Here is a 14,288-nt window from a genome sequence, read left to right as displayed (position 1 = left end):
CCTCGTACTGGGCGTACTCGGTCTTGCGCCCGGTGCGGCGAGAGTGCGTGCCAGGCGTCGCGGGGCAGACGGGACTTTGACGACAGACCCTAGCTGACGGCGGGCAGGAGGCGGCCGGTGAGCAGGCCGCGCAGGGTGTGCCCGGCGGCGAGCACCCAGGCGGTGACCAGGCCCAGGAACAGGGCGGCGGCCAGCCAGGCGAAGGCGTCCAGTCCGGTGTGCCGGGCCAGCCCGGCGGCGCCGGTCACGCAGGTGCCGACGGGGAAGGTCAGCGCCCACCAGGTCATCGCGAAGCCCATCCCGTTCCGGGCGGCCCGGACCAGCATGGACGCGGCCAGGGCCAGCCAGAGCAGGGCGAAGCCCATCACGGGCACCCCGTAGACGACGGCGAAGGCGCCGAGCGCTCCGGCGTAGGGGGCGTCGATGGCGCCGGGCGCCACGTCGGCGAGCTGGTTGACGGCGGTGGTCGACTGGCCGAGGGGGCCCAGGACCAGGAACAGGGCGGGGGTCAGCGCCAGGGGCAGGGGGCCGTGGGTGATCAGTCGCCCGAAGACCAGGGGGAGCAGCAGCAGGACCGCCAGCAGGCTGATCCCGAACATCGCGTAGCAGGCCAGCAGCAGGGCCTCGCGGGGCTGGCCCGCGGGCAGGTGGGGGACGAGCAGGGGGCCCACGGCCGCCGAGACCATGGGGGCGACCACGGGCAGCAGCCAGACGGGGCTGGCCTGCGAGGCCTCGACCTTGTGGCGGACCACCATCAGATAGGGGACCACCACCGCCATCAGCAGTCCGACGGCGGTACCGGCGGTGAACAGCACGGCGTCGACGGCGACGGCCGGGCCCTCGCCGATCAGGTCCTTGCCGACGATGAGCGTGCCGGCGCCCACGGCCAGCAGGGCCATCGACAGGCACCCGTAGAAGGGGGCCACGGCGGGGTCGAGGAGGTGCGCGCGGGCCTGGTCGCCGTGGTGGCGCCAGTGCAGGGCGCGGGCGGCCAGCAGGACGGCGAGGGCCGTGGCGGACAGCGCCCAGAGGGACGCGCAGACGGCGCGCTGGCCGGGGAGCTGGTACGGGAGGGTGGCTCCGGCGTTGGCGATGATCGCCGTGCCCATGATCGAGGCGTACCAGTTGGGGCCGAGGTCCCGCAGCCGCGGCGCCTTGTGGGCCCGGGGAGCTGCGGGGGAGGTGGTTCGGAGGTGCACGGAGGCGGTGGTGGCCATGGGTCCAGCGTCCCGCCGCCCGGGGGCCGTACGGCAGAGGCCGCACATCTATAAGGCCATAAACTGATGTTATGGGTAACGAGGAGTCGGTTCCGCTCGCACACCGCGTGCCGGACCTGGGCGCGCTGGAGCTGCTGCTCACGGTGGCGCGGGTCGGCAGCCTGAGCGGTGCGGCGCGCCGGCTGGGCATCACGCAGCCGGCGGCGAGCAGCCGGATCCGGGCGATGGAGACCCGGCTGGGCGTTGCCCTGGTGGACCGTTCGCCGCGCGGCTCGACGCTGACGGCGGAGGGCGCGCTGGTCACGGACTGGGCCCGCCGGGTGGTGGAGGCGGCCGAGGCCTTCGACGCGGGCGCGCAGGCGCTGCGCGGGCGGCGGGACTCGCGGCTGCGGGTGGCGGCCAGTATGACCATCGCCGAGTACCTGCTGCCCGGGTGGCTGATTGCGCTGCGCGGGGAGCGGCCGGGGACGGCGGTCTCGCTGCACGCCGGGAACTCGGCGGACGTGGCCCAGCGGGTCCTCGCGCACGAGGCCGACCTGGGGTTCGTCGAGGGGCCGGCGGTCCCGGACGGGCTGGACTCGGCCGTCATCGCGCAGGACCGCCTGGTGGTGGCGGTGGCCCCGACGCATCCCTGGGCGCGGCGCTCGCGCGGGGTGGAGCCGGCCGAGCTGGCGGCGGCTGCGCTGATCCTGCGCGAGCGGGGGTCGGGGACGCGGCAGGTCCTGGACGCCGCGCTGGCCCCGTCCGGGGGGCTGGCCCAGCCGCTGCTGGAGCTGGCCTCGACGACCGCCGTCAAGGGGGCGGCGGTGAGTGGGGCGGGGCCGTGCGTCCTGTCGGAGCTGGCGCTGGTGGACGAGCTGGCGTCCCGCCGCCTCGTGGAAGTCCCGGTGACGGGTGCCGACCTCGCCCGCGCCCTGCGCGCCGTCTGGCCGACGGGCACCCGCCCGGCGGGCCCGGCCCGCGACCTGCTGTCCCTGACGCGGAGGCGCGCGTAGGCCGATCGGGCGAGGGCGGATCGTTTCGGCGACGGGCGCGCGGTGACCCGGGGCGGCGTGCGTTGGAAAGGTGGCTCCCGCAGCTTTCGCTCTCCCGAGGGGATCCCCTGATGCGTCTTCGCCATGCCGCCGTCGCCGCCTTCGGCGCCTTCACGCTCCTGCTGGCCGTTCCGACGTCGGCCTCCGCCGCCGTGGGCGAGTTCCAGTACACCTGGGTCGGCCTCGACGGGACGTCGCACGTCGGGTTCCTGCTCGACCCCCCGAGCGGCGAGTGCGTCACCCTGCCCGAGGTGGCCGACGCGCACGCCAGCGAGCCGGCCCACTCGCCGCGCAACCGGACCACCTCGACGGCGACGGTGTTCACCGAACCGGACTGTGAGGGCGACTGGTTCACGCTGCGGCCGCTCACGGGCCGTGGATCGGAGCGGCTGAAGCTCAGGTCGGTCGCCTTCAGCTGAGCCGCCCTCACAGCGGTGCCTCGCGGGCGGGAGCCGGACGGGCCACGCGCGGGGACGCCCGGCGTGGCCCGCGCCGCGTCAGGAGACCGGTACCGCCCGGAGGGCGGCGGCCGCCTCGATGAAGGAGGCCATCACCCGGGTGTCCTTGTCGCGTTCGGGGTGCCACTGCACGCCCACGACCCACTTCGACCGGTCGGGGTCCTCGACGGCCTCGACCGTGCCGTCCTCGGCGTACGCCGACACGACCAGCCCCCGGCCGAGGCGGTCCACCGCCTGGTGGTGGTACGTCGGGACCTCCGCGACCTCCGGGACCAGCTCCGCGTAGCGGGTGCCGGGTACCGGGGTGACGGGGTGCCAGGAGGTGACGCCCGGGGTGTCGACGTGGCCGTCGATGTGCTGGATCAGCGTGCCGCCCAGGGCCACGTTCAGCGCCTGCATGCCCCGGCAGATGCCGAGCACGGGCATTCCGCCCGTCAGGGCGGCCCGGATCAGCGCCAGTTCCCACTCGTCGCGGACCGTCGCGGGGGCACCCGTACGGGGGTCGCGCGGGGCCCCGTACCGGATGGGGTCCACGTCCGGGCCGCCGGAGACGATGAGCCCGTCCAGCCGGCCCAGCACCTCCGCCGCCCGCTCCGATTCGTCCGGCGGCAGCAGGACGGCCGCGCCGCCCGCCGCCTGGACCAGCTCGTAGTAACCGGACGGGACGAGGGACGTGGGGAGGTCCCATACCCCGTAGCGGGTGGACTCCTCCACATAGGTCGTGATGCCGATGAGCGGCCTGGGCACGGTGCTACCTCCAGGGTGGTGCCGGACAGCGGAGCAGGATGCGGGGTAAGGATTTCAGTCGCGGGTCAACTCCGCCTCGGCTTCCGCAAGCGCGGCGAACTCTTCCTCGGGTGCCGAGGCCACCAGCCTGTGGCGGCTGTAGAAGGCGAAGTAGGCCAGGGCGACGGCGTACACGGCGAGGGCGATGAGCGCCGCGTCGACGTCGACCAGGAAGGTGGCCACCAGCGCGGACAGGGCGAGCACGAAGGCGACGGACGAGGTCAGGACCCCGCCGGGGGTGCGGTACGGCCGCTCCAGGCCGGGTTCGCGGCGGCGCAGCACGATGTGCGACAGGGCCATCAGGGCGTAGGAGATGGTGGCCCCGAAGACGGCGACGTTCAGCATCCGCGCCCCGTCGCCGGTGGCCGCCGCGAGGGCGAAGCCGATCGCGCCGGGGATCACCAGTCCGAGGTACGGGGCCTTGCGCTTCGAGGTGAGCGACAGGAAGCGCGGCAGGTACCCGGCGCGGGAGAGGGCGAACAGCTGGCGCGAGCCGGCGTAGATGAGGGAGAAGAAGGAGGCGACCAGGCCCGCCAGTCCGGCGTAGTTGACGAAGCGGCTCAGCGCGGTCGGACCACCGTCCCCCTCCAGGGCCACGACCAGGGGGTTTCCGGCGGACTTCACGGCGTCGGCGCCCTGGGCGCCGGTGGCGGCGAAGAAGGTGACCAGGGCGAGGAGGGCGAGGACGCCCATGGAGATGGCGAGCGCCCTCGGCATGGAGCGGACCGGGTCCTTGGCCTCCTCCGCGGCGAGCGGCACGCCCTCGACGCCGAGGAAGAACCACATCCCGAACGGGAACGCGGCCCAGATGCCGAGGACGCCGAAGGGCAGCCAGGAGCCCGAGCCGAACGCGCCGGTGTCCACGGGGATGTCGTCCAGCGAGCCCGCGTCGAAGTCGGTGAGCGCGCCGACCGCGAAGATGAGCAGGGCGGCGACGGCGACGGCGGTGACGATGAGGCTGAAGCGCAGGGCCTCGCCCACGCCCCACAGGTGGACGCCGATGAAGATCACGAAGCAGCCGAGGTAGACCGGCCAGCTGGAGGTCAGCCCGAACAGGCCCAGGGATTCGACGTAGTCGCCGATGAAGATGACGATCGCCGCCGGGGCCAGGACGTACTCGATGAGGATGGCGGTACCGGTGAGGAAGCCGCCCCAGGGGCCCAGCGCGCGGCGGGCGAAGCCGTAACCGCCGCCCGCCGTGGGGAGGATGGTGGACAGCTCGGCGAGGGAGAAGACCAGGCAGGCGTACATGGCGCCCATGAGCACCGTGGCGATGGCGAGGCCGCCGAAGCCGCCCTTGGACAGGCCCACGTTCCAGCCGGAGAAGTCCCCGGAGACGACGTAGGCGACGCCGAGGCCGGTCAGCAGCAGCCAGCCGGCGCTGCCACGGCGCAGGGTCCGCCGCCGGAGGTACTCGGCGTCGGCGTCCCCGACGCCGGGTGATGCGGGCGCGGTGGAAAGGTCTTCGGCCATGTGCGCTCCTACCCCAGGGGGAATGGTTCCGCTGCGTACCTTTGCGTCAAGGACGTGGAGCGCGCAAGACCCCTGCGTTAAACGGAAGTAACAAGAACCTCACCCGTCTCACGCCAGGAAGCCGCGCAGCAGGGCCGCCGTACCGCAGCAGTGCTCGCGCATCACCGCCCGCGCCCCCTCGGCGTCCCGCTCCAGCACCGCCTCCACCAGGGCGCTGTGCTGCTGCTGCGAGTGCTCCAGGTTGCGCACCAGCAGCGGGATGCAGTCCAGCAGGTCGTTGACCCGGGCCCGGACGGCCGCGTACTGGGCCGTCAGGCTGGCCGAGCCGGCCAGTTCACACAGCGTCAGGTGGAACAGGGTGTCCTGGCGGCGGTACTCGGACAGCGGGGCGTCGTGCGTGGCGGCCAGTGCGCCCAGCAGCCGTTCGGAGCCCTCCTCGGAGAGCCCCTGCGCGGCGCACAGCCCGGCGGCGCCCACCTCCAGCACCTCGCGGAAGCGCAGCACGTCCTCGATGTCCACCCCCGCCACGCGCCGCCGCAGCTCCTCCTCGGCAGCGCCGGCCGGGGTGTCGGGCCGGGCCAGCACGAACGTTCCGCCGTACCGGCCGCGCCGGGCCTCGACCAGGCCCTGGTCCTGGAGCACCTTCAGCACCTCGCGCAGCGTCACCCGGCTGATGCCCATCCGCTCCGCCAACTCCCGCTCGGGCGGCAGCCGTTCCCCGCCCGGCACCAGACCCAGCCGGACCACCTGGAGGATCTGTTCGAGCGCCTCCTCGAAACCGTTGCCCGCCCGCACCTGCCGCAGCACGGGATTCAGCCGCGCGATCGCGCCCCCGTCGCCCGCCGTGTCGGTCATCTCGGCTCCTCCCCTTCCCAAGCAATGGTTGTGTTCAATACCTTAGGCCTCCTCGGCTCACCGAAGGAGAGATTCCAGTGGTAGACCGCAAGCCGCCGCTCGCGCCCGAGGAGCTCCGCGCCCTCGTCGCCAGCGGTGAGATCGACACAGTCGTCCTGGCCTTCCCCGACATGCAGGGACGTCTTCAGGGCAAGCGGTTCGCCGCACAGTTCTTCCTGGACGAGGTCCTCGACCACGGCACCGAGGGCTGCAACTACCTCCTCGCCGTCGACACCGACATGAACACCGTCGACGGCTACGAGATGTCCTCCTGGGACCGGGGCTACGGGGACTTCGCCATGCACCCCGACCTCGCCACCCTCCGCCGCATCCCCTGGAACCCCGGCAGCGCCTTCGTCCTCGCGGACCTCGCCTGGCACGACGGCGCTCCCGTCGTCGCCGCACCCCGCCAGATCCTGCGCCGCCAGCTCGAACGCCTCGCCGAACACGGCTACACCGCCATGGTCGGCACCGAGCTGGAGTTCATGGTCTTCCAGGACACCTACGAACAGGCCTGGAACACCGACTACCGCGGCCTGACCCCCGCCAACCAGTACAACATCGACTACTCCGTCCTCGGCACCGGCCGCATCGAACCCCTGCTGCGCCGCATCCGCAACGAGATGCAGGCCGCCGGCCTGACCGTCGAGTCCGCCAAGGGCGAGTGCAACCTCGGCCAGCACGAGATCGCCTTCCGCTACGACGAGGCGCTCACCACCTGCGACCAGCACTCCGTCTACAAGACCGGCGCCAAGGAGATCGCCTCCCAGGAAGGCGTCTCGCTCACCTTCATGGCCAAGTTCGACGAGCGCGAGGGCAACTCCTGTCACATCCACCTCTCGCTCACCGACGCCGACGGACGCAACGCCATGGCCGGAGACGGACCGGGAGGCATGTCACCGCTGATGCGGCACTTCCTGGCCGGCCAGCTGGCGGCGCTGCGCGACTTCTCCCTTCTCTACGCCCCCAACATCAACTCGTACAAGCGTTTCCGGCCGGGATCCTTCGCCCCCACCGCCGTCGCCTGGGGCGTCGACAACCGGACCTGCGCCCTGCGCGTGGTCGGCCACGGCCGCTCCATGCGCTTCGAGAACCGCCTCCCCGGCGGCGACGTCAACCCCTACCTCGCCGTCGCCGGCCTGGTCGCGGCCGGACTCTACGGCGTCGAGAACCGCCTCGAACTGCCCGAGGCCTGCGCCGGCAACGCCTACACCGCCGACTTCGCCCACGTCCCCGCCACCCTGCGCGAGGCCGCGGAACTCTGGGAGAACAGCGAGATCGCCAAGGCCGCCTTCGGCCCCGAGGTCGTCGCCCACTACCTCAACATGGCCCGCGTCGAACTCGACGCCTACGACTCCGCCGTCACCGACTGGGAACGCCGCCGCTCCTTCGAACGCCTGTGACCCCTCCCGCACCCACCCAGAAAGGCATCACGTGTCCGAAGCGCTGGACCCCTCCCACCTGAGGGTGCTCAACCCGGCCACCGAGGAACTCGTCGCCACCGTCCCGGCCGCCACACGGGACGATGTCGACGCCGCCGTCGCACGCGCCGCGGCCGCCCAGCGCGGCTGGGCCGCCGCGGCCCCCGCCGACCGGGCCCGGATCCTGCGCCGGTTCGCCGCGGTCGTCGACGGACACCTTGAGGAGCTGGCCCGGCTGGAGGTCCGCGAAGCCGGCCACACCATCGGCAACGCCCGCTGGGAGGCGGGCAACGTCCGCGACCTCCTCGACTTCGCCGCCGGCGGCGTCGAGCGCCTCTCCGGCCGCCAGATCCCCGTCGCGGGAGGCATCGACGTCACCTTCCTCGAACCCCTCGGCGTCATCGGCGTGATCGCCCCCTGGAACTTCCCCATGCCGATCGCCGCCTGGGGCCTGGCACCCGCCCTCGCCGCCGGCAACGCCGTCATCCTCAAGCCCGCCGAGACCACCCCCCTCACCGCCCTGCGCCTCGCCGAACTCGCCCTCGAAGCCGGGATCCCCGAACACCTCTTCCAGGTGCTCCCCGGCCACGGAGCGGTCACCGGCGACGCCCTCGTCGAACACCCCGGCGTCGCGAAGATCGTCTTCACCGGCTCCACCCGCGTCGGCAAGCAGATCATGTCCAAGTGCGCCGACCGGGTGAAGCGGGTCACCCTCGAACTCGGCGGCAAGAGCCCCAACATCGTCTTCGCCGACGCCGACCTCGACACCGCGGCCGCCGCCGCCCCCATGGCCTACCTCGACAACACCGGCCAGGACTGCTGCGCCCGCACCCGGATCCTCGTCCAGCGCTCCGTCTACGACCGCTTCCTCGACCTCGTCACCCCCGCCCTCACCTCGGTGACCGTCGGCGACCCCCTCGACGAGAAGACCCAGATGGGCCCGCTCATCTCCGCCGCCCAGCTGGAGCGCGTCCGCGCGTACGTCACCGACGACCTCAAGACCATCCGCGGCACCGTCCCCGAAGGCCCCGGCTTCTGGTACCCGCCGACCCTCGTCACGGACGTCGACCCCACCGCGCCCGTCGCCGCCGAGGAGGTCTTCGGGCCCGTCGCCGTCATCCTCCCCTTCGAGGACGAGGAGGACGCCGTACGCCTCGCCAACGCGACCGAGTACGGCCTCTCCGGCTCCCTCTGGACCCGCGACGTCGGCCGCGCCCTGCGAGTCTCCCGCGCCGTCCAGGCCGGCAACCTCTCCGTCAACTCCCACAGCAGCGTCCGCTACTGGACCCCCTTCGGCGGATACAAGCAGTCCGGACTCGGCCGCGAGCTCGGACCCGACGCCCTCACCGCATTCACCGAGACCAAGAACGTCTTCATCAGCACGGAGGCCTGAGAACCCATGTCCAGTCAGACCAACGAAGAGATCGTCTGCCGCCGCCTGATCGGCCGCACCGCCGTCATCACCGGAGCCGGCAGCGGCATCGGCCTCGCCACCGCCCGCCGCCTGGCCTCCGAGGGCGCCAACATCGTCTGCGCCGACATCGACCCCCTCGCCGGCAAGGCCGCCGCCGAGGAGGTCGGCGGCACCTTCGTCCAGGTCGACGTCACCGACAAGGAGCAGGTCGACGCCCTCTTCAAGACGGCCTTCGACACCTACGGCTCCGTCGACATCGCCTTCAACAACGCCGGCATCTCGCCCCCCGACGACGACTCCATCCTCACCACCGAGCTCGACGCCTGGCGCCGCGTCCAGGACGTCAACCTCACCTCCGTCTACCTCTGCTGCAAGGCCGCCCTCCCCTACATGCAGCGCCAGGGCCGCGGCTCCATCATCAACACCGCCTCCTTCGTCGCCATCATGGGCGCCGCCACCTCCCAGATCTCCTACACCGCCTCCAAGGGCGGCGTCCTCGCCATGTCCCGCGAACTCGGCGTCCAGTTCGCCCGCGAGGGCATCCGCGTCAACGCCCTCTGCCCGGGACCCGTCAACACCCCGCTGCTCCAGGAGCTGTTCGCCAAGGACCCCGAGCGGGCCGCCCGCCGCCTCGTGCACATCCCGCTCGGCCGGTTCGCCGAACCCACCGAGATCGCCGCCGCCGTCGCCTTCCTCGCCAGCGACGACTCCTCCTTCATCAACGCCACCGACTTCCTGGTGGACGGCGGCATCTCCGGTGCCTACGTGACGCCGCTCTAAACGTTCACCCCCGCCTCACCCTCCCGACAGCCGGGCGTCGCACGACGCCCGGCTGTCGTGCTCTACCGTCCGCGACGATCTTCAGAAGGAGCGACCACCCCGTGACCCGACCCAGCACCAGGCGCAGGCTCCAGGCCGCGGCCGCCGCCGCCGCGATAGCCGCCGGAACCCTCACCGCGGCCGGCCCCGCCCAGGCCGCCCACCCCACCTGCACCACCCCGAAGCTCGCCGCCGGCTGGTACGGGGACAACCAGGCCCGGCTCCAGCAGCTCATCGACCAGTACGGCAGCTGCAACCCCTACCGCCCCGGCCGCGCCAAGCCCGTCGCCGTCTTCGACTGGGACAACACCGTCGTCAAGAACGACGTCGGCGACGCCACCATGTTCTGGCTCCTGCGCAACGGCAAGATCCGCCAGCCCGCCGACTGGAAGACCACCAGCCGCTACCTCACCCCGGCCGCCGCCCAGGCCCTCACCACCGCCTGCGGCCCCCTCGCCCGCCCCGGCGCCCCCCTGCCCACCGGCACCCCCGAGGGCGCGGCCTGCGCCGACGAGCTCAACTCCGTCTACGGCACCTCCGCCACCCGCACCGGCGCCGCCGCCTTCGCCGGCTGGGACCACCGCACCATCGAGCCCGCCTACGCCTGGCTGCCGCAGCTCATGCAGGGCTGGACCGCCGGCCAGGTCCGCGGCTTCGCGGCCGCCGCCCGCACCGAGAACCTCGCCGCCCCCATCGGCACCAAGCAGCAGGTCGGCACCGGCACCGCAACCGGCTGGGTCCGCTACTACGACCAGCAGCGCGACCTCATCGAGAACCTCCGGCGCGCCGGCTTCGACGTCTGGATCAGCTCCGCCTCCCCGCAGCCCGTCGTCGAGGTCTGGGCCCAGGGGGTCGGCGTCGGGGCCGACCACGTCATCGGCATCCGCAACACCACCCGCGACGGCCGGCTCACCACCCACCTCCAGGGCTGCGGAACCGTCCCCGACGGCGCCGACACGATGATCACGTACGTGGACGGCAAGCGCTGCTGGATCAACCAGGAGGTCTTCGGCGTCCGGGGACCGGCCGCCGAGAAGGTCCAGCCGGCCGCCCGCCGCCAGGTCTTCGCCGCCGGCGACTCCGACACCGACGTCACCTTCCTGCGCGACGCCACCGCCCTGCGGCTGGTGGTCAACCGCAACAAGAACGAACTCATGTGCCGCGCCTACGACAACAGCGACGGCAAGTGGATCGTGAACCCGATGTTCATCGAGCCCAAGAAGCAGAAGACCGGCCCCTACCCCTGCTCCACCACCGGCTACACCGACCACGACGGCACCGCCGGGCCCGTCCGCCGGGCCGACACCAGCGTCATCCCCGACCAGACGGACACGGTCTTCTAGCGGACACGGCCTTCCAGCGGACGCGGTCTTCTAGAGGAAGGTCAGCCCCTCGCCCCGGTACGTCGGGACGGACGCCGTCACCCGGTCCCCCTCCACCAGGTGCAGGGTGTCGAACCGCTCGCACAGCTCCCCGGCCTTCGCGTGCCGGAACCAGACCCGGTCGCCGATCAGCAGGTCGTCGGCCGGGCTCCCGAGCAGCGGCGTCTGCACCTCGCCGGCCCCCTCCTGCGGGTCGTAGCGCAGCCCCGCCGGCAGGTACGGCACCGGAAGCCGGTCGGCCCCCGCCGCACCCGAGGCCGGATAGCCACCGCCCAGCACGGTCACCACCCCCACCCCCGGCCGGCGCACCACCGGCTGCGCGAACAGCGCGGCCGGACGCCCCCGGAACGACGTGTAGTTGTCGAACAGCCGCGGCACGTACAGCCCCGACCCGGCCGCGATCTCCGTCACGGCCTCCTCGGCGGCCGTCTCGGCCACGCTCCCGGTACCGCCGCCGTTGACGAACTCCAGGTCCGGCACCACCGACCGCACGGCCCGCACCACCTCGGCCCGCCGCGCCGCCAGCTCCTTGCGGGCCGCGCCCTGCATCAGCCGGATCATCCGCGAACGCACCGGCCGGCCGGCCAGGGCGTCCCCGACGCCGGCCACGTGCCCCTCGTACGCCATCAGCCCCACCACGCGGAACCCCGGCCGCCGGCTCACGGCCCGCGCCAGCTCCGCCAGCTGCCCGGGCTCCCGCAACGGCGACCGCCGCGCCCCGACGCGTACGCGGCCGCCGAGCAACTGCAGGGCGGTGTCCATCTCCAGACAGACCCGCACCTCCTCGGCGCCGCCGCCGCGCGCCCGATCGATGAGCTCGATCTGCGCGGGGTCGTCGACCATCACGGTCACGGCGGAGGCGAGCTTCGCGTCACCCGCCAACTCCGCGAAGCCGGCCCGGTCGGCGGACGGATAGGCGAGCAGCACGTCCTCGAACCCGGACCGGGCCAGCCACAGGGACTCCGCCAGGGTGTACGCCATGATCCCGGCGAACCCGGGGCGGGCCAGCACGCGTTCGAGGAGCGCCCGGCAGCGTACGGATTTGCTCGCGACCCGGACCGGCTTGCCGGCGGCGCGCCGCACCAGGTCATCGGCGTTGGCGTCGAAGGCGTCCAGATCAACAATGGCCAGGGGCGCGTCGAGAAGCGCGGTCGCCCGGTCGTACCTTGCCCGGTCCGAAGTCATGCCCGGCAGCTTGCCAGACACACGTACCGCCGGGTACCCCTTGCCCTGGCCGGGCATTGTGCGGGGTCGGGGTGGCCGGGGGACCATCCAGCCCCGCCGGCGTTTGAGGCGCGGGGGTCCGGGGCGGAGCCACGGGGGAAGGGCGGGGCGGGGAGTGGCTCCGCGCAGCGGCACCGCACAGCGCCGGGCACCCCCGCAGCCCCCGTAGAGTACGGGCAGGCAGCCGTACGGAACGGGGGGCGGAGCCGCCGGATGACCACGACGACACCACGGACCGAGGTCCTCGGCGACCCCGGACACCCCCCGCCCCCGCCGCGCCGCCACCCCGCCCGCGCCACCACCGCCGTCCTCGCCGCCCTCCTCGGCTCCGCCCTCCTCGCCGGCGGCGCCGCCACCACGTGGAGCCGGTACCGCGCCGACCACCGCCCCCTGCCCCCCGACGCCGCATACCGCAAGGCGGCGTCCCTCTGGCACGAGGCCCCGGTGGACGGCCTGTTGCCGCCCGTGGTCGACGGCCCCGAGGCCGGCCCCGGCGGCGCGCACCGCACCTGGACCAGGATCGCCCTCGCCCCCGACGCCGACTGCGCCGCCGCGCTCCCCGCCGACTGGCGGGCCGCGCTCGCGGCCACCGGCTGCACCCGCGTGCTCCGCGCCACCTACACGGACTCCACCCGCAGTTCCCTGATCACCGTCGGCCTGGTCTTCACCCCCGCCGACGCCGGGACCATGGACGGCCTGCGCGGCCGCCTGCCCGTCCCGCCCGCCTACGAGTACGCCGACTCCCGCCGCGCCGCCTGGACGGCCACCGTCGCCGCCGAGGCACCCGCCGTCGTCTACGCCGTCTCCGCCTTCGCCGACGGCCGTGCCATGGACGCCCCGGTCCCGGCCGAGGAGGCGGCCCGCCCGGGTGCCACCGGGACGGTCGCCGAAGCGGGCCTGGGCCACGAGGCCAAGGCCCTCGCGACCCGGACGGAGCACTCCCTCGGCGCCCTCGTCACCCCGCCCGCCGCCACCCACCCCCAGCCGCGGCGCCAGGAGGCCTCCCGATGACCCCGCCCGCCCCGCGCCCCCCGAAGAGGCCGGAGGCCACCCCCGCGGCGCTCGGGGCGGCCCCGTGCAGGGCCCCCCTCCGTGCCGGTGCCACCGCCGTCCTCGCCGCGCTGCTTGCCGTCGTCGCCGCGCCGGCCGCCGCCGCCGATACCATCCGCGACCGTCAGTGGGGGCTGCTGGCCCTGCGGGCCGAGGAGGCCTGGGGGATCACCCAGGGTGACGGGGTCACCGTCGCCGTCCTCGACACCGGCGTCGACGCCGGCCACCCCGACCTCGACGGCCAGGTCCTCGACGGCGCCGACCTCGTCGGCATGGGAGCCGGCCGGGGCGACCGCGCCTGGGCCCGTCACGGCACGGCGATGGCCGGCCTCATCGCCGGCCACGGCCACGGCCCCGACCGCTCGCAGGGGGTCCTGGGGATGGCGCCCCACGCGAAGATCCTCCCCGTCCGCGTGATCCTGGAGGAGGGCGACCCGGGCCGCGCCAAGGCCCGCGACAGCAAGTCCGGAGCCCTCGCCGAAGGCATCCGCTGGGCCGCCGACCACGGCGCCGACGTGATCAACATGTCGCTCGGCGACGACAGCGACTCCGCCCACCACGAGCCCGCCGAGGACGAGGCCGTCCAGTACGCCCTCGGCAAGGGCGTGGTCGTCGTCGCCTCCGCCGGCAACGGCGGCGAACGCGGCGACCACACCTCCTACCCGGCCGCCTACCCCGGCGTCATCGCCGTCGCCGCCGTGGACCGCCAGGGCCGCAAGGCCCCCTTCTCCACCCGCCACTGGTACGCCACCGTCAGCGCCCCCGGCGTCGACGTGGTCATCGCCGACCCGGACCGGGCCTACTACGAGGGCTGGGGGACCAGCGCCGCCGCGGCCTTCGTGTCCGGCGCCGTGGCCCTCGTCAAGGCGGCCCACCCCGGCCTGTCCCCGGCGCAGGTCAAGAAGCTGCTGGAGGACACGGCCACCGCCCGCCCGGCCGGTGGCCGCGACGACGCCCGGGGCCACGGCACGGTGGACCCGGTCGCCGCCCTCCAGGCCGCCGGGGCGCTGCGCCCCGAGGCGCCGGTCCCCGCCGCGGTCCCGGCCGGGGGGCGCTTCTTCGGAAACGGGCCTGCTGCTCGGGGGTGCCGTGGGCGAGGAGGGTGGGGGCGAGGAG

The 14,288-nt window shown here is 73.8% G+C and carries 13 protein-coding genes; 8 read left to right on the top strand and 5 right to left on the bottom strand.

Translation table 11 applies throughout. The annotated features are described in order from the left end of the window. Positions 1–89: 89 nt before the first annotated feature. Entirely contained in the window at positions 90–1,217 is a 1,128-nt protein-coding gene (locus tag AB0F18_RS34780) for a TDT family transporter (protein WP_362068074.1), read from the bottom strand. A 71-nt stretch (positions 1,218–1,288) separates the two neighbouring features. Between AB0F18_RS34780 and AB0F18_RS34775 the strand changes: the two genes are divergently transcribed. Together AB0F18_RS34775 and AB0F18_RS34770 are read left to right on the top strand one after the other, a co-directional pair. Then, the gene (locus tag AB0F18_RS34775) at positions 1,289–2,212 is read left to right on the top strand and encodes a LysR family transcriptional regulator (protein WP_362068071.1); all 924 of its coding nucleotides are present in this window, start codon (positions 1,289–1,291) and stop codon (positions 2,210–2,212) included. Between the two features lie 110 nt (positions 2,213–2,322). Continuing rightward, positions 2,323–2,670 carry a hypothetical protein gene (locus AB0F18_RS34770; RefSeq protein WP_362068068.1) on the top strand — a complete coding sequence of 116 codons (348 nt, stop codon included), beginning with the start codon at positions 2,323–2,325 and terminating at the stop codon, positions 2,668–2,670. A 78-nt stretch (positions 2,671–2,748) separates the two neighbouring features. Here the strand turns inward: AB0F18_RS34770 and AB0F18_RS34765 are convergent, their stop codons facing one another. The 3 genes from AB0F18_RS34765 to AB0F18_RS34755 form a co-directional block, all read right to left on the bottom strand. After that, complete coding sequence (locus AB0F18_RS34765) at positions 2,749–3,456, bottom strand: gamma-glutamyl-gamma-aminobutyrate hydrolase family protein (protein ID WP_362068065.1); 708 nt, start codon at positions 3,454–3,456, stop codon at positions 2,749–2,751. Between the two features lie 54 nt (positions 3,457–3,510). Continuing rightward, positions 3,511–4,968 (bottom strand): ethanolamine permease, encoded by a 1,458-nt coding sequence (eat, locus tag AB0F18_RS34760; protein WP_362068063.1) that lies wholly within the window; start codon positions 4,966–4,968, stop codon positions 3,511–3,513. Positions 4,969–5,076: 108 nt separating this feature from the next. Then, positions 5,077–5,823, bottom strand: coding sequence for an FCD domain-containing protein (locus AB0F18_RS34755; protein ID WP_362068060.1), 747 nt, complete (start codon positions 5,821–5,823; stop codon positions 5,077–5,079). A 77-nt stretch (positions 5,824–5,900) separates the two neighbouring features. Between AB0F18_RS34755 and AB0F18_RS34750 the strand changes: the two genes are divergently transcribed. The 4 genes from AB0F18_RS34750 (at position 5,901) to AB0F18_RS34735 (ending at position 10,859) form a co-directional block, all read left to right on the top strand. Further along, complete coding sequence (locus tag AB0F18_RS34750) at positions 5,901–7,265, top strand: glutamine synthetase family protein (RefSeq protein WP_362068057.1); 1,365 nt, start codon at positions 5,901–5,903, stop codon at positions 7,263–7,265. A gap of 31 nt (positions 7,266–7,296) precedes the next feature. Continuing rightward, positions 7,297–8,676 (top strand): aldehyde dehydrogenase family protein, encoded by a 1,380-nt coding sequence (locus tag AB0F18_RS34745; protein WP_362068055.1) that lies wholly within the window; start codon positions 7,297–7,299, stop codon positions 8,674–8,676. Positions 8,677–8,682: 6 nt separating this feature from the next. Continuing rightward, positions 8,683–9,477: a 3-oxoacyl-ACP reductase gene (locus AB0F18_RS34740; RefSeq protein WP_362068052.1), complete on the top strand. Its 795-nt coding sequence runs from the start codon at positions 8,683–8,685 to the stop codon at positions 9,475–9,477. Positions 9,478–9,578: 101 nt separating this feature from the next. Further along, positions 9,579–10,859, top strand: coding sequence for a haloacid dehalogenase-like hydrolase (locus AB0F18_RS34735; protein ID WP_362068049.1), 1,281 nt, complete (start codon positions 9,579–9,581; stop codon positions 10,857–10,859). Between the two features lie 30 nt (positions 10,860–10,889). Here the strand turns inward: AB0F18_RS34735 and AB0F18_RS34730 are convergent, their stop codons facing one another. Then, positions 10,890–12,083 (bottom strand): amino acid deaminase/aldolase, encoded by a 1,194-nt coding sequence (locus AB0F18_RS34730; protein WP_362068046.1) that lies wholly within the window; start codon positions 12,081–12,083, stop codon positions 10,890–10,892. A gap of 252 nt (positions 12,084–12,335) precedes the next feature. Here AB0F18_RS34730 and AB0F18_RS34725 point away from each other — a divergent pair, with 252 nt between their 5' ends. Both AB0F18_RS34725 and mycP read left to right on the top strand, forming a co-directional pair. Next, positions 12,336–13,133 (top strand): hypothetical protein, encoded by a 798-nt coding sequence (locus AB0F18_RS34725; RefSeq protein WP_362068043.1) that lies wholly within the window; start codon positions 12,336–12,338, stop codon positions 13,131–13,133. Then, the coding region (gene mycP / locus AB0F18_RS34720) for a type VII secretion-associated serine protease mycosin (protein WP_362068040.1) at positions 13,130–14,288 on the top strand (1,159 nt) is incomplete at its 3' end. The genes AB0F18_RS34725 and mycP, both read left to right, overlap by 4 nt.

The sequence above is a fragment of the Streptomyces sp. NPDC029216 genome (genome assembly GCF_040648015.1).
Taxonomy (GTDB): domain Bacteria; phylum Actinomycetota; class Actinomycetes; order Streptomycetales; family Streptomycetaceae; genus Streptomyces.
The sequence above is the reverse complement of the archived record's forward strand: the minus strand, read 5'-3'. Positions and strand labels throughout refer to the sequence as shown.